The sequence below is a fragment of the Terribacillus sp. AE2B 122 genome (assembly GCF_902497585.1).
In the GTDB taxonomy this organism is placed as follows: domain Bacteria; phylum Bacillota; class Bacilli; order Bacillales; family Amphibacillaceae; genus Terribacillus; species Terribacillus saccharophilus_A.
This window is the reverse complement of record NZ_LR700942.1, coordinates 128,179-146,515: the sequence shown is the minus strand read 5'-3', so window position 1 is coordinate 146,515 and position 18,337 is coordinate 128,179. Positions and strand designations below refer to the sequence as shown.

The 18,337-nt window shown below is 40.7% G+C and carries 26 protein-coding genes; 11 read left to right on the top strand and 15 right to left on the bottom strand.

Annotated features, from left to right (window positions below; all coding sequences use genetic code 11):
• Position 1: 1 nt before the first annotated feature.
• From racE to AE2B122_RS00720, 6 genes are all read right to left on the bottom strand, one after another.
• Positions 2 to 817, bottom strand: a complete 816-nt coding sequence (gene racE, locus AE2B122_RS00745) for a glutamate racemase (RefSeq protein ID WP_175072829.1) — start codon at positions 815 to 817, stop codon at positions 2 to 4.
• A gap of 2 nt (positions 818 to 819) precedes the next feature.
• A complete protein-coding gene (locus tag AE2B122_RS00740) occupies positions 820 to 1,302 on the bottom strand; it encodes a MarR family winged helix-turn-helix transcriptional regulator (RefSeq protein WP_254593386.1) in 483 nt (160 codons plus the stop codon).
• A 15-nt stretch (positions 1,303 to 1,317) separates the two neighbouring features.
• Positions 1,318 to 2,799 carry a potassium/proton antiporter gene (locus tag AE2B122_RS00735; protein ID WP_175072828.1) on the bottom strand — a complete coding sequence of 494 codons (1,482 nt, stop codon included), beginning with the start codon at positions 2,797 to 2,799 and terminating at the stop codon, positions 1,318 to 1,320.
• A 152-nt stretch (positions 2,800 to 2,951) separates the two neighbouring features.
• Entirely contained in the window at positions 2,952 to 3,398 is a 447-nt protein-coding gene (locus tag AE2B122_RS00730; RefSeq protein ID WP_175072827.1) for a hypothetical protein, read from the bottom strand.
• Between the two features lie 100 nt (positions 3,399 to 3,498).
• Positions 3,499 to 3,840, bottom strand: a complete 342-nt coding sequence (locus AE2B122_RS00725) for a hypothetical protein (RefSeq protein ID WP_175072826.1) — start codon at positions 3,838 to 3,840, stop codon at positions 3,499 to 3,501.
• A gap of 174 nt (positions 3,841 to 4,014) precedes the next feature.
• Entirely contained in the window at positions 4,015 to 4,365 is a 351-nt protein-coding gene (locus AE2B122_RS00720; RefSeq protein WP_175072825.1) for a hypothetical protein, read from the bottom strand.
• 210 nt (positions 4,366 to 4,575) lie between these two features.
• Here AE2B122_RS00720 and AE2B122_RS00715 point away from each other — a divergent pair, with 210 nt between their 5' ends.
• Positions 4,576 to 5,043, top strand: a complete 468-nt coding sequence (locus AE2B122_RS00715) for a GNAT family N-acetyltransferase (RefSeq protein WP_175072824.1) — start codon at positions 4,576 to 4,578, stop codon at positions 5,041 to 5,043.
• Between the two features lie 118 nt (positions 5,044 to 5,161).
• Here AE2B122_RS00715 and AE2B122_RS00710 read toward each other — a convergent pair whose 3' ends face one another.
• The 3 genes from AE2B122_RS00710 to AE2B122_RS00700 form a co-directional block, all read right to left on the bottom strand.
• Positions 5,162 to 6,562 (bottom strand): Xaa-Pro peptidase family protein, encoded by a 1,401-nt coding sequence (locus tag AE2B122_RS00710; protein WP_175072823.1) that lies wholly within the window; start codon positions 6,560 to 6,562, stop codon positions 5,162 to 5,164.
• A gap of 212 nt (positions 6,563 to 6,774) precedes the next feature.
• The gene (locus AE2B122_RS00705; protein ID WP_038562019.1) at positions 6,775 to 6,999 is read right to left on the bottom strand and encodes a response regulator transcription factor; all 225 of its coding nucleotides are present in this window, start codon (positions 6,997 to 6,999) and stop codon (positions 6,775 to 6,777) included.
• Between the two features lie 918 nt (positions 7,000 to 7,917).
• Positions 7,918 to 8,811, bottom strand: a complete 894-nt coding sequence (locus AE2B122_RS00700; protein WP_175073270.1) for a PhzF family phenazine biosynthesis isomerase — start codon at positions 8,809 to 8,811, stop codon at positions 7,918 to 7,920.
• A 379-nt stretch (positions 8,812 to 9,190) separates the two neighbouring features.
• Here AE2B122_RS00700 and AE2B122_RS00695 point away from each other — a divergent pair, with 379 nt between their 5' ends.
• From AE2B122_RS00695 to AE2B122_RS00675, 5 genes are all read left to right on the top strand, one after another.
• Positions 9,191 to 9,493 (top strand): YfzA family protein, encoded by a 303-nt coding sequence (locus tag AE2B122_RS00695; RefSeq protein ID WP_175073269.1) that lies wholly within the window; start codon positions 9,191 to 9,193, stop codon positions 9,491 to 9,493.
• Positions 9,494 to 9,508: 15 nt separating this feature from the next.
• Positions 9,509 to 9,880 (top strand): GntR family transcriptional regulator, encoded by a 372-nt coding sequence (locus tag AE2B122_RS00690; RefSeq protein WP_175072822.1) that lies wholly within the window; start codon positions 9,509 to 9,511, stop codon positions 9,878 to 9,880.
• A 5-nt stretch (positions 9,881 to 9,885) separates the two neighbouring features.
• The gene (locus AE2B122_RS00685; protein WP_175072821.1) at positions 9,886 to 10,752 is read left to right on the top strand and encodes an ABC transporter ATP-binding protein; all 867 of its coding nucleotides are present in this window, start codon (positions 9,886 to 9,888) and stop codon (positions 10,750 to 10,752) included.
• A complete protein-coding gene (locus tag AE2B122_RS00680; RefSeq protein ID WP_175072820.1) occupies positions 10,745 to 11,353 on the top strand; it encodes an ABC-2 transporter permease in 609 nt (202 codons plus the stop codon). Before AE2B122_RS00685 ends, AE2B122_RS00680 begins: the two co-directional genes overlap by 8 nt.
• A 246-nt stretch (positions 11,354 to 11,599) precedes the next feature.
• Positions 11,600 to 12,460 carry an STAS domain-containing protein gene (locus AE2B122_RS00675; RefSeq protein WP_095220207.1) on the top strand — a complete coding sequence of 287 codons (861 nt, stop codon included), beginning with the start codon at positions 11,600 to 11,602 and terminating at the stop codon, positions 12,458 to 12,460.
• 25 nt (positions 12,461 to 12,485) lie between these two features.
• Here the strand turns inward: AE2B122_RS00675 and AE2B122_RS00670 are convergent, their stop codons facing one another.
• Entirely contained in the window at positions 12,486 to 13,238 is a 753-nt protein-coding gene (locus tag AE2B122_RS00670) for an SDR family oxidoreductase (RefSeq protein ID WP_175072819.1), read from the bottom strand.
• 202 nt (positions 13,239 to 13,440) lie between these two features.
• Here AE2B122_RS00670 and AE2B122_RS00665 point away from each other — a divergent pair, with 202 nt between their 5' ends.
• The 3 genes from AE2B122_RS00665 (at position 13,441) to AE2B122_RS00655 (ending at position 15,081) form a co-directional block, all read left to right on the top strand.
• Positions 13,441 to 14,184: a thermonuclease family protein gene (locus AE2B122_RS00665; RefSeq protein WP_175072818.1), complete on the top strand. Its 744-nt coding sequence runs from the start codon at positions 13,441 to 13,443 to the stop codon at positions 14,182 to 14,184.
• 111 nt (positions 14,185 to 14,295) lie between these two features.
• Complete coding sequence (locus tag AE2B122_RS00660; RefSeq protein WP_175072817.1) at positions 14,296 to 14,748, top strand: DinB family protein; 453 nt, start codon at positions 14,296 to 14,298, stop codon at positions 14,746 to 14,748.
• Between the two features lie 165 nt (positions 14,749 to 14,913).
• On the top strand, positions 14,914 to 15,081 hold the full coding sequence (locus tag AE2B122_RS00655; protein WP_175072816.1) for a hypothetical protein: 168 nt from the start codon (positions 14,914 to 14,916) through the stop codon (positions 15,079 to 15,081).
• Between the two features lie 8 nt (positions 15,082 to 15,089).
• On the opposite strand, the gene AE2B122_RS00650 is transcribed toward AE2B122_RS00655, so the two are convergent.
• From AE2B122_RS00650 to AE2B122_RS00635, 4 genes are all read right to left on the bottom strand, one after another.
• Positions 15,090 to 15,791 carry a peptidase E gene (locus AE2B122_RS00650; protein WP_175072815.1) on the bottom strand — a complete coding sequence of 234 codons (702 nt, stop codon included), beginning with the start codon at positions 15,789 to 15,791 and terminating at the stop codon, positions 15,090 to 15,092.
• Positions 15,788 to 15,931, bottom strand: coding sequence for a hypothetical protein (locus AE2B122_RS00645; protein WP_175072814.1), 144 nt, complete (start codon positions 15,929 to 15,931; stop codon positions 15,788 to 15,790). The genes AE2B122_RS00650 and AE2B122_RS00645 overlap by 4 nt, the downstream gene beginning before the upstream one ends.
• Positions 15,928 to 16,251 (bottom strand): hypothetical protein, encoded by a 324-nt coding sequence (locus AE2B122_RS00640; RefSeq protein WP_175072813.1) that lies wholly within the window; start codon positions 16,249 to 16,251, stop codon positions 15,928 to 15,930. The genes AE2B122_RS00645 and AE2B122_RS00640 overlap by 4 nt, the downstream gene beginning before the upstream one ends.
• Before the next feature lie 98 nt (positions 16,252 to 16,349).
• Positions 16,350 to 16,520, bottom strand: coding sequence for a hypothetical protein (locus tag AE2B122_RS00635; RefSeq protein ID WP_175072812.1), 171 nt, complete (start codon positions 16,518 to 16,520; stop codon positions 16,350 to 16,352).
• Between the two features lie 132 nt (positions 16,521 to 16,652).
• Between AE2B122_RS00635 and AE2B122_RS00630 the strand changes: the two genes are divergently transcribed.
• Positions 16,653 to 17,351 (top strand): MBL fold metallo-hydrolase, encoded by a 699-nt coding sequence (locus AE2B122_RS00630; RefSeq protein WP_175072811.1) that lies wholly within the window; start codon positions 16,653 to 16,655, stop codon positions 17,349 to 17,351.
• 1 nt (position 17,352) lies between these two features.
• A complete protein-coding gene (locus AE2B122_RS00625; RefSeq protein WP_175072810.1) occupies positions 17,353 to 17,883 on the top strand; it encodes a TetR/AcrR family transcriptional regulator in 531 nt (176 codons plus the stop codon).
• Positions 17,884 to 17,988: 105 nt separating this feature from the next.
• Here AE2B122_RS00625 and AE2B122_RS00620 read toward each other — a convergent pair whose 3' ends face one another.
• Entirely contained in the window at positions 17,989 to 18,237 is a 249-nt protein-coding gene (locus AE2B122_RS00620; protein ID WP_175072809.1) for a hypothetical protein, read from the bottom strand.
• Positions 18,238 to 18,337 lie beyond the last annotated feature (100 nt).

Here is an 18,337-nt window from a genome sequence, read left to right as displayed (position 1 = left end):
TTCAAATAGATTGTTTGCTGCCGAGCTGGATCCTTCCAACTTCATTAACTGGCCGCTGCAGCCACATATTCGCGATCTTCATAAAGAGATGCGTATCTCCAGATGCATAGAATTGATGATTAACAGGACGATTCCCTTCATAGAGCTTTCGTTTGAAACCGAGAATTGCACTTACCTCACGAGCTGTCTCGTCACCAGAACTGATTACTTCCACCGATTCACCAATTACTTCTTCAATAACCGGTTTGATGATCGGGTAATGCGTGCACCCCAGAATGAGTGTGTCCATCTCTTTCCAATCCTTCAATGGTGTCAGTGCATCTTGTACGACCTGGAGAGCCAATGGTCCTGAGACAACACCTTTTTCTACCATTGGAACGAATGTTGGACACGCAAGTCCTTCAATTTCGAGTTCACTATTGATATTTTTCAGCGCTTTACGGTACGCATGGCTGCGGATCGTGCCTTCTGTACCGAGTACACCGATATGATTTGTCTTTGTCGTTTTAATTGCAGCACGGGCGCCTGGTTCGATAACACCGACAACCGGTATATCAAGCTTCTGCTTCAGCTCCTCCAATGTAAAAGCTGTAGCTGTATTACAGGCGATGACGAGCATCTTGATGTTCTTTTCCAGGAGGAAGTTCACCATGTCCCATGTAAATTCCACCACTTCTTCTTCCGGCCTTGGACCGTATGGACAGCGCAGTGTATCCCCGACATAGATGAGGTTTTCCTTTGGCAGCTGACGCATCAACTCCCTTGCAACGGTCAAGCCGCCTACTCCTGAATCAATGACACCAATCGGATAATCCACGTTTATCTCCTCTTTTTCTTCTCTGTTTTAGCCTCTAGCTGTTCGTAATCATTCATTTTACCGTGTAATTTATGTAAGAGCAACTGCAGCTGGTCTGCCTCTTCCAGTGAAAAAGTTTCCAGCAGCTCTTGTAGATATGCTTGACGCTTTTTGATCACTTCCGAGATGATCTGCTCTCCCTTTTTCAGGATATGCACCCGTACAATACGCCGATCCTTCTCGTCACGTACACGTTTCACAAGCTCATTCTTCTCCAGCCTGTCAACGATATCGGTCGTCGTACTGATGGCAAGCCTGATTGTTTGGGAAAGGTCGCCAGTTGTCATATCTCCTTTGTCCGCCAGCCATTGCAGCGCGACGAACTGCGGTGCCGTAATCGGATACTGCAGGAGGATTTCCCGTCCTTTTTGCTTGATGATTGCGGCAATATGTCGCAGTTCCTTCTCAATCGCTGCAATCCTTTCAGCTGTCAGTATGTCGTGCACTATTCATTCCTCCTGCTATTCTTTCGTTAGTTTATTCCTGCGCAGATATTTTGCGAGTTGTTTCTTATATTGTAAAGCAACCATGATATACAATGTGTCGCCTGCTTTGATAACTGTCTGTCCGTTCGGCGAAATAATCTCGCCGCTTCGGAGTATGGCATTGATTAAAGTCGTCTCAGGGAAGCTGAGATCCTCCAGCCGTTTGCCGGATATTTCATTCAGTTCCGTTGGTTTATATTCTACCATCTCGAGATTGTTCCGTCCTATACTGATCAATTCGAGCGTCTCAATTTCATTCGTTGTCGGCGGTTCCACCAATTTAAGTTTCGCCGCAAGTGCCGTGACCGTCGAGCCTTGCAGAACAGTCGATAAGAGGACGACGAAGAAAACAGCATTAAAGATTAGCTGGGCATTATCGATACCAGCAATGAGCGGGAAAAGTGCAAGCACGATCGGTACGGCACCTTTCAAACCTGCCCAGGAAATGAACACTTTCTCTTTGGCTGTATACTTGAAAGGGAGCATCGATAGGAAGGTTGCTAATGGACGTGCCAGGAAGATCAATACGATCGACAGCAAGAATCCTTTAATCATAAGATTTGGTGTAAACAATTCCCCCGGAAAAACGAACAAGCCGAGCAAGACGAACATACATATCTGCATAAGCCAGCCGAAGCCCTCATTGAAACGGATGATCGAGCGGCGGTACGTAATTTCCGCATTTCCGATATAAAGCGCACTGACATATACAGCCAATAATCCGGAAGCATGGATGACGGATGTCAATCCGTAGCTTACCAAAGCGAACGAGAGCGCGAACAACGGATAAAGACCGCTCGTATCCAGATTGATCCGATTGATCGCTGTTACAGCTACGAATCCGATCAGCAGCCCCATCGCTGCTCCTGCTCCCATTTCCCATATAAAGCTGCCGATCATGGAAAGAACGCCGGGGCCGTGGCCGCTAATTAATTCGATACAAGTAATCGTCAGGAACATGGCCATCGGATCATTCGTACCAGATTCAGCCTCTAATGTCGCAGAAAGCCTCTCTTTGACATTCTGTCCCTTCAAAACAGAGAACACAGCGGCAGCATCCGTCGAACCGACAATCGATCCGATTAAAACAGATTCCAGCCACGTTAAATCAAATATATAGTGAGCAGCAACAGCGACGATTGCCGCTGTCAGCAGCACCCCAATCGTTGCCATTGTAATTGCCGGGGCAAGTGCCGGCTTCATCGAATGCCAATTCGCATGAAGACCGCCTTCAAACAAAATGACAATCAGCGCGAAGATACCGATTGCCTCCGCCAAATGAGCATTATCAAAATAAACAAGACCAAAACCATCGCTTCCGACAATCATTCCGACCGCGATGAACAAGACAAGAGCCGGAACACCCAGCCTCGTCGAAAACTTCGTCACCACTACACTCACAATAAGCAGCAGCGCGAAGAGAAAAATGAATTGATTCGTTACCATATAATCTTGCATGTACATCCCCCTACAAGGTGTCGATCGATATCTGACTTTTCTATCCTATCCTTAATGATACCGTTAAAAACGCTGTACTGCATGTAATTCGCCCTCGCCGAAGCTGAACATATAAAAAAACCGACTCAATCGGAGTCGGTTTTTACTACTAATTATTTGAACAATGAACTGAATGTATACGATCGAAACAACTCCGAAAAGGAGGAAACCGGTAATTCATGATAAGGCACGGCTTTACACCCATTAATGCTGACCATTATGCACTTCTGCACATCATCATATCGGCTGACAACCGTATTCCCCTTCTTCATTGCCCACTTCTCAAAATCCGCAGGGGGAGAGCTTCCCAAGTAAGCTGCCTGAAATTCCGCGATGCTGCATTCTGCTGCACAATAGTGTGATGCTACTTCCGCGAGCGTTAAGTGATGCTTCTCAGCGAACGGCATCATCACAATCTCATCATCTTCATCAGCCATATAATATACCCCTGCTTCGGTAACACGCACAAAAGCTTCTCGAACATCCCGGTAAATCTGCTGCTGCAAACTCGGCAGCGACGCAATGACTGGAGCGACCGACGGACTTTTCACAATTTCCACGGAAAACCCTCCTTTTCTGTACAGTTTCGACAGAATTGGAGGGATACCTGCTTTTACGATAAAAAATCAGCTTAGAGCTTTTTTCTATGTGTTTTAAATATTATTGTTCAACCAAAACTTCTTGAATCGCGTATGCCACGCTGGATTCATTAGCCCATATAGCCCACACCATTCCAATTTGAAAGCCAAGCGGTATCGACACCCACATTATTACAATAGCGAAAACGCGAAATTGCTCGGATGGGAATTTAAGTGAGGTTATCAATCCAAATAAGAAACCTATAGCCCACATCAGTAAGATCACAAAAAACTCTGGGGCTACGTACTTTTGGTCGGTAGGATTTTCAGCTATCGTACCCGAAGCACAAAAATCAGCAATGAAAAAAGCAATAAAACCACTTATGACAGCATTTACGAGAAATATTTTCTTGTTTTTATTCAAGTTATTCCTCCTCAATTACCAGCAACTCTACCACCAACCGATTTGGTCTTCAATTACATTTTTACCATACGTATCAAGCGCATTGTGCAAATTCGACAAATATAGAAAATACCTGCAACGATAAAAGAAACCCGCTCTTAAGCCGGTTTCTACAGATTGGAGGACAGTATGCAGTTATTCTCCACCGCCGCCCCCTCCACCATCTGAACCTCCACTATCGTAGGAAGGGCTGCTCGGACCGGAATCGTAAGACTGGGAACTTAAATCGGTATCATGATATCGCTTATTATTGCTATCACTTTCTGAAGCTGCGCCCATTACAGGCGTATGTATGGTCGAATTCCCATCGCTATCTGATTTATTCTTTGATTGTAAGTTATCTTTTGACTGCGTATGATTTTGATCTTCGTCCCGCTTTTTCTTTCGGATGGCTATTAAGGCAATTACTACAGCGGCTACAAGTACAATAATTACGCCTACAAAGATATTTGTCGCTATACTACTGTCAATCGTTATCCTATCCATTAGATCTTCACTCCTTAAAACGAAAATAAGCTTAATTTCCAGCATAATCTTTTCCTGTTTTTACAGAATAACATAAATTTATTCACTTTATTCCATGCATTTAAAATGTGATATGTACCTAACCTCGACAGCTATTGTAATTAGATTATAAATGAACCAGATAAATGGTAAAATCAAGCAAAGAGCTATTAGTTTAGAAGGAGCGAAATTATGCGGACAGAATTAAGGAAAATGACTGAGGACGAATTTGATAGATACATAGAAGATTTTATATCTGAGTATGCGAAGGATCTATCCGATAACTTTCTTTTACCATCGTATTTAGCTTTGGAAGAATCAAGGCAATTTATGGACAATATATTGCCTGACAAACAGGAATCTGACGGTCAATCAGTGTACAATATCTATTCCATCAAAAAGGAGAAAAATATCGGGGTCATTTGGTATAACATACAACCTGACAGTAAAAAAGTTTTTGTATTTCATATCCTTGTTTATGAGGACTTCAGAAAGAAAGGATATGCAACTTCTGTTCTTCAGCAGTTAGAGTCAGATATGAAAAATCAAGGAATTACTTCGTTAGGATTAAGTGTTTTTGGAAATAATTCCGGGGCATATAAGTTATATAAAAAGCTCGGGTATAATACAGCATCTATTTCAATGGGAAAGACTATATAAAACTTTAAACCGTTCTTATTAAATTAAGAACGGTTTTTTTAAACACAATTACTGCGGTAAATATAGAGTGGCCAATCGTCGGATAAATGCAGATTATGCATTTATCCGACCAAATTAACTACTGTTGATTTACTGTTAACGCGTACTTCTTATTCAATAAATAAGGGCGGTAATAACCGTTGATTGTAGACATCGGAAGCACTTCCGGATGAAGTTGAATACCAAGAGTTTGGATCATATACTCTCTGCGCATTTGGATTCTTTCCCATAATTCCGGATAGTGAGTAGCCAATTCTGTTCGCAGTTCTTCGTCCGCTAGCGCAATACCATCTTCAGCATTCGCTCCACCGTACCCTGGAATACTAGGAATAATGTCCACTTGGAGCATCATGCCGCTAGCAAGTCGGATTTCTGAATTGGGATAGATTGGGGAAGACATCCATTCTTCACCCGCCGTCAAATGACCAGGATTAAGTTTCCACCCATATTTTGATTTAGGCAAAACAGATTCAATTAACTCATACATCTCTCCGCCAGTCATACCAAGCCTCACATTTTCATACCAAGCAACACTTGCGGCGTAATAAGGCTTAGCAACTATATCAATATAATCAGATACATCTGCTGGCAGCTCTTCAGCAGATGATACAACATATGCCGATCGGTTAGTAAGACCTCCCCTGTAACCTACTGTGACCGAAAATTTATCACCTAACTCTACTTTCTTTGCTCTTGGTGCTACTACTGCATTCGTAAAACGATCACCCGTGGCACAAATTGTCTGAACATTATTCGGCTGTCCATAGGCAGCTAGTCCATCCGCAAGCTCCATCTCTGTTTTTCCAGGTTCTAATTGATCCAGCACTCGTAAAATTCGGGACGATGCAAGTGATGCTCCAAATTCATAATGAGCGATTTCGTTTGCATTCATTAAAGTACGAGCACCCGTACCAGGATGAATAAATAATGAAGTGGCATTTAAAACACTACCAGTATCTTTCACAAGCTCTTTCACGGCATTAACGATAAAATACGGCGTATCAAACAGCTGTTGATTGTCTTCATAAGGACTCGTAAACATTTTCCATCCCGCTATACCAACACGCATACCTTCTCTGACACCCGCAGATGCAATAAGTTCTGCAAATGTTTTTTCAGTCTGCATCGGCTGATTAGGCAGAGAAAAGTACGGGACCAGGATAGCTTCTGCTTCTATACGACTGTATTGTTTCATTCGGAGAGATTCATTACCTAATAACAGGTAAGCACTCCCATTACTATGTAAAACCAAAAGAGCTTCCTCAAATCTTGGCTCAAAACCTGTGAGATAACCAAAGTTGGTACCATGTTCACGGTCACCATAAACAAGAAGAACATCTAAATCTGCGTTTTTCATTTGAGCAATCATTTTCTCTTTGTGAAGCTGCATCGTTTCATCAATTAAATCCACTGGTGCTTCCGCCGATGTTTCGGCAGGTGCAGGCACTTCAATATAGCTGATTCTCTCTATATAGTTCATTATGACAATCTCCTTCGCTAAAGCATCTAATAGTTACATTGTAAGCGATTAACACAATTAAGGGTTAGTGATCAGCAAATGTTTTATGCTTACTATTTATGTAGAAACAAAAAACCGACCATCACAGTCGGTTTTAGTTAGCCGTCACAGCAAGCCAGTACTCTCTATTCGCTTATAAACAGCTATGTCAGTCGACAGGCGAGCCATGCCTGTCAGAGCTTCAGTTCCCCCATACGAAGGAGCTCCACTACAGCCTGAGACCGTCCCTTTACTCCCAGTTTCTGCATCGTATTCGATATGTGGTTCCGCACTGTTTTTTCTGATATAAACAGTTCTTGGGCGATTTCCTTGGTTGTCTTATCCTGAACCAATAGTTCAAAGACTTCTTTTTCTCGCTTGGTGAGTAATTGTTTTGGCCTGTAGTCATTATCCTTCAAATGTTAACCCCTCCTTGCTATCTTCAGGGTTGCTGCGTCAGGTATTTATTTAGTCCATCTAGCTTATGTAAACCAGAGACGGAGGGTGAACAGTATTCGCGAATTGTTAACGATTGTTAGCGGAGGTGTTACCAAGTGGTGGTTTTAATTATTACAGCCATTAGGAATTTTATTCTTTCCTGTATACCTTATAATTGTCCAGGAGTTTTAAGAATTTGTATGAAAAAATCCTACCTTAAGCTAGAATAAAAGGAGATGATGGAGGGTTTCTAAAAAATGAATGAGAATAAGATTATGTTGTACTTCTGGTTAGTAATTATTGCGATTATCGCCTATTTTACTGGAGAAATTGCTACCTTTATGATGCTGTATTTAATTTTAATGGCTTTACATGCAATACATTCAACACTAATAGACTTTTATAACGATTGGAAAAGTAGTAGATTCTAAAAAAACTGTTTCCATTTCTAAAGTGATCTAACGGGTAGCATGGTTGAACTGAACTTTATTTTCTAACTTTCTCACTTTTTCTAGAGATGCAGATCTACATTGGTAGATCTGTTTTTTTGTTAAAAGTCAAAATTTCTAATAAGTTGCTGAATTGCAGCTAACATTAGCATATATTCAACTTCCGCTATGGGATAACGCATCTAAAGTTTTCGTGATCATTTAGGACATCCAGTGAATAATCAAGAAGCAAATCAAATTGACTCTGGCTTCTTTTCATTCCCCATACAAGTGCTGAAATGATTATGGACGGCACTGTAAAAAGAATACAGTTTCCAAAACGAATCATGTGCTCGATGATGCAGCAGCTTCAAGTAATGTAAAGTAGGAGCTTCAATTCTATTTATGTGCAGCCGTCTTAGATATATGTTTGTTTGAGAGAATATAAGATTCCCTTTAGTTAATAAACCTTTAAATTCCTAACAAGACCTGAATTACTTTAATGTAAATCGCGTTTCCAGTGATCTCAATATCCAGCGAATCACTACCCTTTGTGACTTGTACTGCTACCCGGCCATCTTTGCCAATTTCATGACCTTGCTCCACTATAAGGTTTAGAGGATCATCAGACTTAATGTATTTTGCATAATAAGCTCCCATGACCCCTGAAGCAGTGCCTGTTACTGCATCCTCAATGGTCCCTGAATAGGGTGATGAGAAGTGTCTAGCGTGCATATCAGCATTGGGATCAAAGGTTTCCAGACAAAAAGGATGTAAGGATGATTTTGGTATCTCTTTCAAGATTTCAGGAAAGAGTCTATTGTGCGGTTTCATTTTTTGAAAAGCACCAAGTTCCTTTATCGGTATTAGCAACGTCCAAGTGCCGGTACTTCCATAAAGGATTGGTAAATCCTTATGAAAATCTGTTTCTCTTAACCCTATTGAGTTCGCCAAAGCATCCTTTGAGCCCATAAATTCTTTGAATTTCGGAGCAGCCTGTTTCATGGTTATAGAAACCCCACCTTCATTCGAGGGGTTTAATTTAATCGGCAGAATACCAGCATTTGTTTCAATTGCTATAACTGCTTTATCTCCCAATATTCCTTTATTTTTCATAGCATAAACAGTTGCCATTGTTCCATGCCCACATAAATTCATCTCATGACCCGGTGTGAAAAATCGTATTCTAAAGTCAGCTGCATTTGATTCAGTCAAAAAAGCAGTCTCATTAAAGCCGACTTTGGAAGCAACCTCTTGCATTTCAGCACCTGTCAATTCATCTCCATTCAACACTACTCCAGCTGGATTCCCCATATAAGGTTCTTTACTAAATGCATCATAATGATAAACCGTCACAGATTTAATGGCCTATTCACCCTCCCTAAGATTATTTATAACTCACTAGGATTTGCTTCTCTTATTCTCAGATAAGGTTATGAATTCATCTCACTCTTACTTTTTACCACAAATATATTTATCTGAATATATTTTAAACTTCATCCCAACTATTGACTTAATAAAAGAATCATTAGAGCTTCCAACTCTATTGTATAAAAGCCCGGATCACATAATCTAAAATATTCTGAGCCCTTCTTCTCAAGCCAATTGAGTGTATAATCTACCATTAATCTCCTTAATTTAACAAAAATGGTTGCACACTTCTTCAACTTTGTATATATTGTATACATAAAACATATACAATATAGCAGTATCAATACACTAAAAGGAGGGTTACTTAAGTTGAATAGCACGGAAAAAAGCCCCAACTTTAACTCCGATACGGCGCTGGATAACCTACCTTGGTGTTTTCCTATTTGTACAAGTAATCTTTATATTGGTGGATGGGACTTCCTTGGAACCGAATATAAACGATAGTGACAGCTTCATCCCCAGAACGTTCAGAATTATATTAGATTTATCACTTTTTACAGAATGGATTACGCCATACTCGTACCCATTCTTCAATATGGTCATGGTTGTCCATATCATTGCACTACTTATTGTGGCAGTGGCAGATATTATCGCGTTACTTTTCTCCAAAAAATAGAATAAGAGGGATCACATGCAAATTATTATTTCCAACAATTCAAAGGAGCCGATTTATGAGCAGATTACAAATCAAATTAAATCGTCCATTTTATCGGGTGAGCTGCCGGAGGGAGCCGCTATTCCATCCATGCGCAAACTCGCACAGGATTTACAAATCAGCGTTATCACGACTAAACGTGCTTATGAAGAACTGGAAAAGGCAGGATTTATTTACTCCATTGTCGGCAAAGGCTCATTTGTTGCTGAACAAGATGTAGAGTTTATAAAAGAGAAAAAACTAAAAGTGATTGAAGAACAGCTAAGCGATGTCATTACTAACAGCAGGGAAATCGGCTTATCCCTTGGTGATTTGCAGCAATTAATTAAGATTTTATACGAGGAGTGAAAGTAATGGAGAACGTAGTCGAATTTAATAACGTGACAAAGAGATTTAAAGATTTCTCTGTTAAAAATATCAATTTACAAGTAAAACGAGGCTTTGTGCATGGTTTTATCGGTGCAAATGGTGCCGGTAAGTCAACAATGATAAAGATGATCATGAATCTGTTAAGACCTGATACTGGTGAAGTAAGTGTTTTTGGCATGGACTACAAAACACATGAGAAAGCGATCAAGGAACGAATTGGATTTGTTTACGATGGCAATGTCTTCTTTGAGAATTTGAATTTAAAAGATATTAAACGTATTGTCGCACCAGCATACAAACATTGGGATGATGCACTATTCTCTCAATATGTAGAACAATTTGAGCTTCCGCTTAATAAATCAATCAAGAAATTCTCAAAAGGTATGCAAATGAAGGCTTCCCTGGCGATTGCTTTGTCTCATCATGCTGAACTGATCATTATGGATGAACCGACAGCTGGCTTGGACCCCATCTTCAGACGGGAACTGCTTGGGGTCTTACAGGAATTAATGTTAGACGGTAACCGCACCATTTTCTTCTCCACCCACATCACAACAGATTTGAATCGCATCGCAGATTACATAGCCTTCATAAACCGTGGGGAATTAGTTTTTAATAACTCCATTCATGACATAACGGAAAATTATGCTCTCGTTAAAGGAAGAACCGAGCTTCTGGATCGAGATACGGAAAAGGCTTTCATGCATATAAACCGCTTATCTACTGGATTTGAAGAATTAACAAAAGAAGTTAATGATGTAGAAAATACTTTTGGAGACAGCGTTGTTATTGAGCCGGCCACACTTGAAGATATTATGTTTCATTTGAAAGGCGGTATGCAGCATGTTTAATTTAATCAAGCGCGACTTTATTCTGCAAAAATGGCAGCTGTTAGTGTTTATACTATTAGTATTATTCTTTGTCCTATTGGACAGGCAGCATCCAGCTTTTATCTTCCTACTTGCCAGCGTTATCCTTCCAATTAATACGCTTGCTTACGATGAAAAAACAGAAACTAACATACTATTGAATTCGCTTCCTTATACACGCATCGAAATTATTTCATCCCGATATATAGGAGCAATTGTCTTTTTAATCTTAGCAACTGGGGTTACAAGTATCTTATTGTATGTATTCAATAAACCTTTCTCAATAACAGACATTGCAATAAGCAGCAGTTTAGCCTTATTCCTGTTATCTTTTTACCTACCCATGTCTTATATCATAAAACCAGGTTATACCTTCCCGGTAGCAATGATCAGTTTCTTGGTTTTAGCAGGCATAGTTCCTCCTATAGTATCTTATTTAGGTGAAAAGCTGACATCCTTTACAGATTTCCTTCTTAATCTGTCCGTGCCAATTTTCTATACAAGTGCCATACTTCTTTGCTTAGCTATTTACGGAGCTTCTTGGAGTATTACTAGTTACATTTATCGACGGAAAGCTTTTTAGTATGTATTAATCTAGAGTCTATTCATTACAATATCCGAGCGTATTTGAGACGTGACTCAAATACGCTCATATTAGTAATAATATTGATGTACGAAGTTGGACAATATGGTCAATTTTAAATAATATTTATTTAAAAATCTTATCTTCCTTTAAAAATGAAGTATTTTATATACCACTTTAAACTTCCATTACGCTCTCTCTTAGATTATTCTTAAAGTAGCATACACAACAAAAGGGGACATCGATATGAAAGACGAATTGAGATACATAGGGGAGAAGATACAGAAGAACCAAGACATTATAGCCGAATCTGTACTTCTAAACCTCGATTCGACATTAAATAAAGAGCTTCGTATCTTATCTCTCCCGAAAGATCAGTTATCCAAATTCAATGCAAGACTGGTATCTAATATCGGGGCAATCCTTTTTGCTGAGGATAACAAGGCAGAAGTGGAAAAGAATTTCTTAGCTTGGGGTTCATGGGCTGGAAAGGCTGCGACGGAGATGAATATTTCCTTGACTGCTACACTGCAATACGTTTCCAGCTTTCGCAGTGTTATTTGGGACATCTTCACGGTAGAGCTTGAGGAGCGGCATTTTGCTGCTATTACGATGCTGGATGTATCAAAAATCATCGATCCAATGCTTGAAGTAGTCAGCTTTGAAATCGGAAGACAGTTTGAAAAGCATAATAAAGAGATGGTTAGTATAGCTTATAGTGCGCTGGAGGAACTGTCCGTGCCAGTTGTCCCGATTTATGAAGGATTGGCGGTAATACCTATTGTTGGCGAGATAGATACCCATCGGGCTAAACTGATCATGGAGACTGCATTGACACAAGGCAATGCTCTGGCGTTAGATCATCTTGTCTTGGATGTTTCCGGTGTATTGATGATTGATACGATGGTAGCCAATCAGATTGTTCAAATCGTTCAATCTCTTCGTATAAGTGGTATCGAGACGATTATTACTGGTATCCGTCCTGAAATTGCACAGACGATGGTATCACTCGGCTTAGAATTTAATACAATTACTACCATATCGAATTTAAAGATTGCGTTGCATCAACTAGGATACGGTAAATTGGACTCTAGCAAAAAGAGCTGATCACTATGATCAGCTCTTTTCCTCTTTACTTCACTCTGCTGTATATATTCTTTACTGCTTCATCAATCTCATCACGCGACATTCGTAAAGCCTTCGCTGATGAACCATATCCTATTTCTTCCTTACCTTCTGCCAGCCCTTTGAATATACCATCAGCAAACTCATCCACTGGTTCACCAAATGTGTGAATGCCCACACCCCCCAAATCTGTGTTGACTGCAGGCGGAGCAACTTCAATCACTTTCACTTCGGTTTCAGCAAGCTGCAAACGCAGACTCATAGTGAAGGAATGCAATGCTGCTTTTGTTGCCGAATAGATTGGTGCTATGGCCATTGGTGTGAATGCAAGTCCTGATGTGACATTTATAATTGCCGCTTTCTTCCCGCTGGAAGCAAAGTAAGGCGCAAACAGCATCGACAGATGAAACGGTGCTTCGATATTTGCGGATATCTCTTTATTATAATACGCCCAATCATTGACAGGATCTGCTTCTAATACGGCAAAACGCTGCTGTATTCCCGCATTATTAACAAGCACATTTACCTCTGGATGCTCCTCTTTGACCCATTCAAGCAAGGCGAGCCGTTCGGCCTCCACTGATACATCACATACACGGGTAATAAGTTCCGGATGCTTGTCTTTCGCCTCTCTTAATTTGCTTTCTCTTCTTCCGCAAATAATGACTTGACTGCCCGACTGCAAAAATTTCTCTGCAAATGCAAAGCCAATTCCAGATGCGCCACCTGTTATTAAAATCGTGTTCCCTTTCAGCTCCACTATCATAACCTCCTACATAGTCAAAACACCCATTTTTATCATTCCCTTCCTTTTGTATCCCATAACTTTTACGATTAGTATTTTCTCTTTATCTGGTTACAAGCTGTGCGTCTCCCACGATGTACTGCTTTCTGCTCTTGTAAGCTGTGTCCATCCCTTTTATTATGGAAATAGAGACAGCTAGAAGGAGCCTTATAACAGCATGAGAAAAATAATACATTCTACGACTTGGTTAATTATTGCCTTGTTTCTGATCAGTGCATGCGGAACAGTCAGCACGACTAATCAACAGTCAGATTCGAATAGAAAAGCTACTACAACATCCGGAACTAGAGATAAAGTCGAGGTTTCATTAGTCCGAATAGTTGATGGAGACACAATCAAAGTGAACTACAACGGCCAGGAAGAAACGGTCCGGTATTTGCTTGTTGATACTCCTGAGACGAAGGCGCCGAACAAGTGTGTTCAGCCCTATGGAAAGGATGCCAGCAAACGCAATGAAGAACTGGTAACGGATGCGGAGAAATTGGAGTTGGAATTTGATGTAGGTGGTAGAACGGACAAGTACGGCCGACTGCTTGCTTATGTATATGCCGACGGAGCGAGCGTCCAGCAAACATTGCTGGAAGAAGGATTAGCACGTGTAGCTTATGTGTACCCGCCAAACACAAGATATCTTGATACTTTCGAGGAAGCGGAAGCAACTGCTAAAAACGATGATGAAGCAGTTTGGCAGCAAAATGGATATGTCACAGATCGTGGATTCAACGGCTGTGCTACCAGCCAGGATAATTCCGATACACCAGTTGACAGCACTTCAAATGAATCAACGCAATTTGCCAATTGCACTGAACTGAGAAAAACATACCCAGATGGTGTGCCAAGCACTCATACTGCCTATCAGCGCAAGTTTGACCGGGATAAGGATGATTATGCTTGTGAATAATACACGATGATCCAGCAGCACCTTAACTAATTCACTCAGTCTTTCACAAATGACAATACCTAGCCTTATTGTTTATAGTGTAGAAGAAGCTTACCAAAAGGAGAATGCTACATGAGTAAAACAGCATATTGGAAAGAAAACTGGCTGCAGCACCGCAATGTATTAATTCAACTCATCGATCAAATCGAAGATGGTCATCTCGATTTTAAACCATGGGAGGATGCGATGACACTTCGTGACCTGGTCCTTCACGTAACCGCCTGGAACGGTGTGTTCGTAAATATGGTGAAAACGGAATCCATGACAACTCCAGATCTTCCTGAAGTACATACGATGGAAGACCTCAGAAAAGCAGTAAAGCATTTTACTGATCAAACGATTAAAGACTTTGAGAAAATTACTGATGAAGAACTAGCATTAGATAACGAAGCAAAGATACTAGGTATGCAAGGTAAGAAAGAACTTTATCTTCAAGCTATGTATGATCATGAATTGCATCACAAAGGTCAGTTGTTCATTTATGCCCGTTTAGTCGGAGCAAAAGATCTTCCATTTTTCCGCTAAACAAAAATAACCTTCCAGCATAGAAGCTGTGAGGTTATTTTTTTCTGGTATAATTTACCTTGTTATTTTCAAATTTTTACATAAATCTGCTATACAACAGGTCATCTTCGATATATAATCTTCTAAACACATCTTAGATAGAAAACTATAAGTGAGGGATGACTATTGGCGTATGTGATCATGCGTGAAGAGAAGGAAGACATTCGCTGCCTGAAAGAGACTGGCAGTACGATGTGTAAGCTATTCGATACGATGGAAGATGCCGAATTGATGAAAAAGCAGCTGGTTTCCGAAACTGCTTCGCATATTCACTGGTTTATTGTTGAAATGTAATGGCCGATTTAATTCAGGTAAGCAGCCGGAATAGCTTCTTCATAAGCGCCGTCTTCTTGCCTTTTTATGTTATACACAGCAGCATTCTTCCGAGAGTATACAGCCTGATCCAACTGTTCATCTACGAAATGTAAAGCAGCACTATCATCAACCCCATAGCCTTCTTTCATACTACCTTCTCCTACAGCCTTCACATAAGCTGGTCTACGTTTTTCCTCTCCATCAAAGTGAGGACAAACACTTCCTGGTAAAAAACCAAGACCATCTATTGCATACAGCGGGCCGTTCAAAGGGTCCGTCAGCCCCTCCTTAAACCAACAATTGGCCCCAGCGCTTAGTCCCGCCAAGATAACACCACTCTGGTAAGCTTCAGCTAGTATGTTATCCAGCTTCCATTCACGCCACAGCACCAGCATGTTTCGGGTACTTCCTCCTCCGACATAGAGGATATCCTGCTCCAATACAAATGTGCGCAAATCTTTGAAATTAGGTTCAAACAGCGACAGATGACTAGGCTTGCATGGAAGCTGATGAAAAGCTTCGTAAAAGCGTCGAATATAATCCGGCTTATCTCCGCTAGCCGTTGGAATGAAACAAACACGCGGTTCATCTTTTCCGCTTTGATAAAGTATATACCGATCGAGAGCCAAGTTGTCCGTTTCCATAGAGAAACCTCCGCCGCCAAGTGCGATAATCTGTCTTTTCATCATACTCGTCTCCTTACCACGCAATACAACCCGGCCAGCAGCAAGGCAAGAGAAACGGCAGCTATGTAGGTGTATACATTGAAGTATAAGTTATTCAAATGGATATCCTGCCAGCCATAATCCTGCATAAACGTTGTACTCACAGCGTCTGCTCCAGTTCTGCGATCCGAAGTACGTACTTTTCTCTGGCAAATGAAAAGCAAACAGCAATACCTATACAAGTGAATACAATGGTTAATACGTGCAGCATTCTTGGACGGCCATTCAGCTTATTGAAATAGGTTGCAAACAGACAATACATGACTGCCAAAAGAAAGAAACATGCTAATGGATAAAGAGGCAATCCCAAATTTCCATTCCCACTTACATAATTGGTCTTAATAGTTAAGATATCAATGAAAAAGAAACAAGTGATACTAAGAAGCAGAGTAAAACAGAATACTTTCCAGCTTACTGTCCGCATATTGGTCAGCTCCTTCCTTGAACTTCCTTCTCTTCCAGCCCACTTTAAATGGAAATGATTTAAAATAAGGTAAGATAGATCGATTAACGTTTTTTTCTTTAAGTGTGATTATCTCCTATATGCATGGCAAGTAAAACAAGAGAAACCACCTGTAATATAAAACCTTGAATAAACAAAATAGGCTTCTGTGTGATTGTTCCCAACAAAAGCAATGAGGAGGCAAATAAAAGCAACCCTACACCCCAGCGCTGAAGTTTAGAACCAAACATCGTTCCCCCTCCTTTGCGACCTTCTTAGTTAAACCGTATCATACATTCTGCATCATGGAAAATAATCCCTTGTAAAACTAATCCTATTAGTTTATAGTTTAACTAATACCATTAGTTTAGAGGGGGATTTTTATGCGTATTCAAAAACAAAACAACTTTTATCAGCTAACATTTATGCCACGACTATTTCCGGTGAATTGTTATCTGGTCGAAGAAGAAGATGGATTAACATTGGTCGATGCAGCGCTAGCATCCTCAGCATCTTCTATTCTTTCAGCAGCCCGTACGATTGGTAAACCAATAACTAAAATCGTATTAACACATGCCCATTCAGATCATATTGGGGCTCTAGACAACTTAAAAGAAGCTTTACCCGATGCAGAGGTCATGTTATCGCAGATGGAGTGGGATATACTTCAAAACGAAACGAAAATGGAAGCTGGACTCCCAATCAAGGGCGGATATCCGAAGAATATCAAGACGAGACCAGAAAGGTTCTTGAGCGAAGGTGACCATGTCGGATCACTCGAAGTGATAGCAGCGCCTGGGCACACACCAGGTATGCTGGCATTGTTCGACCATCGAGATGGTGCACTTCTTGTCGGAGATGCTTTCCAGCTTCGAGGCGGAATAGCGGTATCCGGAGATTTAAGGTGGCAGTTCCCATTCCCTAGCTGGGCCACATGGAATAAAGAAATCTCGATTCAATCGGCCAAAAAGCTAGCAGACTTAGAGCCTACAATCTTGGCTGTTGGACATGGAGATTTGCTTCATGAACCATTGACGTCTATGAAGCAAGCCATCCTGCGTGCCGAAAAAGGAGCCAGATAACATGCCTAGAATGCAGCTTACCAAAACGATGATCATCGACACTGCTCTTTCATTAGCTGAACAGCAAGGATACGAAGCAGTCACGATGGCAAATATTGCTCGCTCCCTATCAATTAAGCCGCCCTCTTTGTATAACCATTTCAAAAACTTAGAGGAAATCAAGCACGCAATGGCCGAAGCTGCACAAATACAACTTTATGAAGCTCTGAGAGATACCGAACAGGGCGCACAGCCGCTACTGTCACTAGCAAAGGCATATGTACATTTTGGTACTTCTCACCCTGGCTTGTATGCCTCCTCCCTTCCAGGTGGAACCGGGAAAGTTAGTGAAGCGCTTGTGCAGCTTATAGCTGATGGTTTAACAGCATTCTCATTAGATGAAACAGATAAGATCCATGCTATCCGTGGATTCCGAAGTATGCTGCACGGCTTCATTGATTTAAATAAGCACGCAGGATTTAAACTTGATGTTGATCTGGAGAAATCACTTGAACAGATGGTTGGAATATATGTACGAGGTTTACAATCTTAAGTCTTACGAGCCTGCAGCTTTGGAAGGTAAAAAAACGTATAAGCGTGTCTGTTTAGCTATAGAATAGATTAGGAGTTACAAGGTATTCGTTAATAAGTGGAGATGCTATCGCGATAAGTCAATATCGTCTTTCTGTTTATTTTTCAAAATTCCTTCTAAAACGAAACCAATTATTAAACCAATAAGAACTGGAATAAGAGATCCTCCAGCTTCAAATACAACCCCATCTGATGGATTTTCCTTATAGAAAGTCCAGCTAAGATATGAAATCTCGAATATGTTACCGATTGTGTATAAAAGCACCATTACAAGAAAGGACGAGAGTATAGGCAACCAGAATGCTTTCTTTTTCATGAATAACATCTCCTCGGCTAATATCATAAATATTTTCTCTATTGTACAGCAGCAAGTTTTCTAAAGATAGCTTAACAAAAAAACGGAACTCTCTATGTGG

Excerpts from the sequence above, each read along its gene's own strand:
- AE2B122_RS00735 (WP_175072828.1), bottom strand. The coding sequence starts at position 2,799 with ATGCAAGATTATATGGTAACGAATCAATTCATTTTTCTCTTCGCGCTG.
- AE2B122_RS00720 (WP_175072825.1), bottom strand. The coding sequence starts at position 4,365 with ATGGATAGGATAACGATTGACAGTAGTATAGCGACAAATATCTTTGTA.
- AE2B122_RS00715 (WP_175072824.1), top strand. The coding sequence starts at position 4,576 with ATGCGGACAGAATTAAGGAAAATGACTGAGGACGAATTTGATAGATAC.
- AE2B122_RS00710 (WP_175072823.1), bottom strand. The coding sequence starts at position 6,562 with ATGAACTATATAGAGAGAATCAGCTATATTGAAGTGCCTGCACCTGCC.
- AE2B122_RS00690 (WP_175072822.1), top strand. The coding sequence starts at position 9,509 with ATGCAAATTATTATTTCCAACAATTCAAAGGAGCCGATTTATGAGCAG.
- AE2B122_RS00685 (WP_175072821.1), top strand. The coding sequence starts at position 9,886 with ATGGAGAACGTAGTCGAATTTAATAACGTGACAAAGAGATTTAAAGAT.
- AE2B122_RS00680 (WP_175072820.1), top strand. The coding sequence starts at position 10,745 with ATGTTTAATTTAATCAAGCGCGACTTTATTCTGCAAAAATGGCAGCTG.
- AE2B122_RS00675 (WP_095220207.1), top strand. The coding sequence starts at position 11,600 with ATGAAAGACGAATTGAGATACATAGGGGAGAAGATACAGAAGAACCAA.
- AE2B122_RS00665 (WP_175072818.1), top strand. The coding sequence starts at position 13,441 with ATGAGAAAAATAATACATTCTACGACTTGGTTAATTATTGCCTTGTTT.
- AE2B122_RS00660 (WP_175072817.1), top strand. The coding sequence starts at position 14,296 with ATGAGTAAAACAGCATATTGGAAAGAAAACTGGCTGCAGCACCGCAAT.
- AE2B122_RS00650 (WP_175072815.1), bottom strand. The coding sequence starts at position 15,791 with ATGATGAAAAGACAGATTATCGCACTTGGCGGCGGAGGTTTCTCTATG.
- AE2B122_RS00640 (WP_175072813.1), bottom strand. The coding sequence starts at position 16,251 with ATGCGGACAGTAAGCTGGAAAGTATTCTGTTTTACTCTGCTTCTTAGT.
- AE2B122_RS00635 (WP_175072812.1), bottom strand. The coding sequence starts at position 16,520 with ATGTTTGGTTCTAAACTTCAGCGCTGGGGTGTAGGGTTGCTTTTATTT.
- AE2B122_RS00630 (WP_175072811.1), top strand. The coding sequence starts at position 16,653 with ATGCGTATTCAAAAACAAAACAACTTTTATCAGCTAACATTTATGCCA.
- AE2B122_RS00625 (WP_175072810.1), top strand. The coding sequence starts at position 17,353 with ATGCCTAGAATGCAGCTTACCAAAACGATGATCATCGACACTGCTCTT.
- AE2B122_RS00620 (WP_175072809.1), bottom strand. The coding sequence starts at position 18,237 with ATGAAAAAGAAAGCATTCTGGTTGCCTATACTCTCGTCCTTTCTTGTA.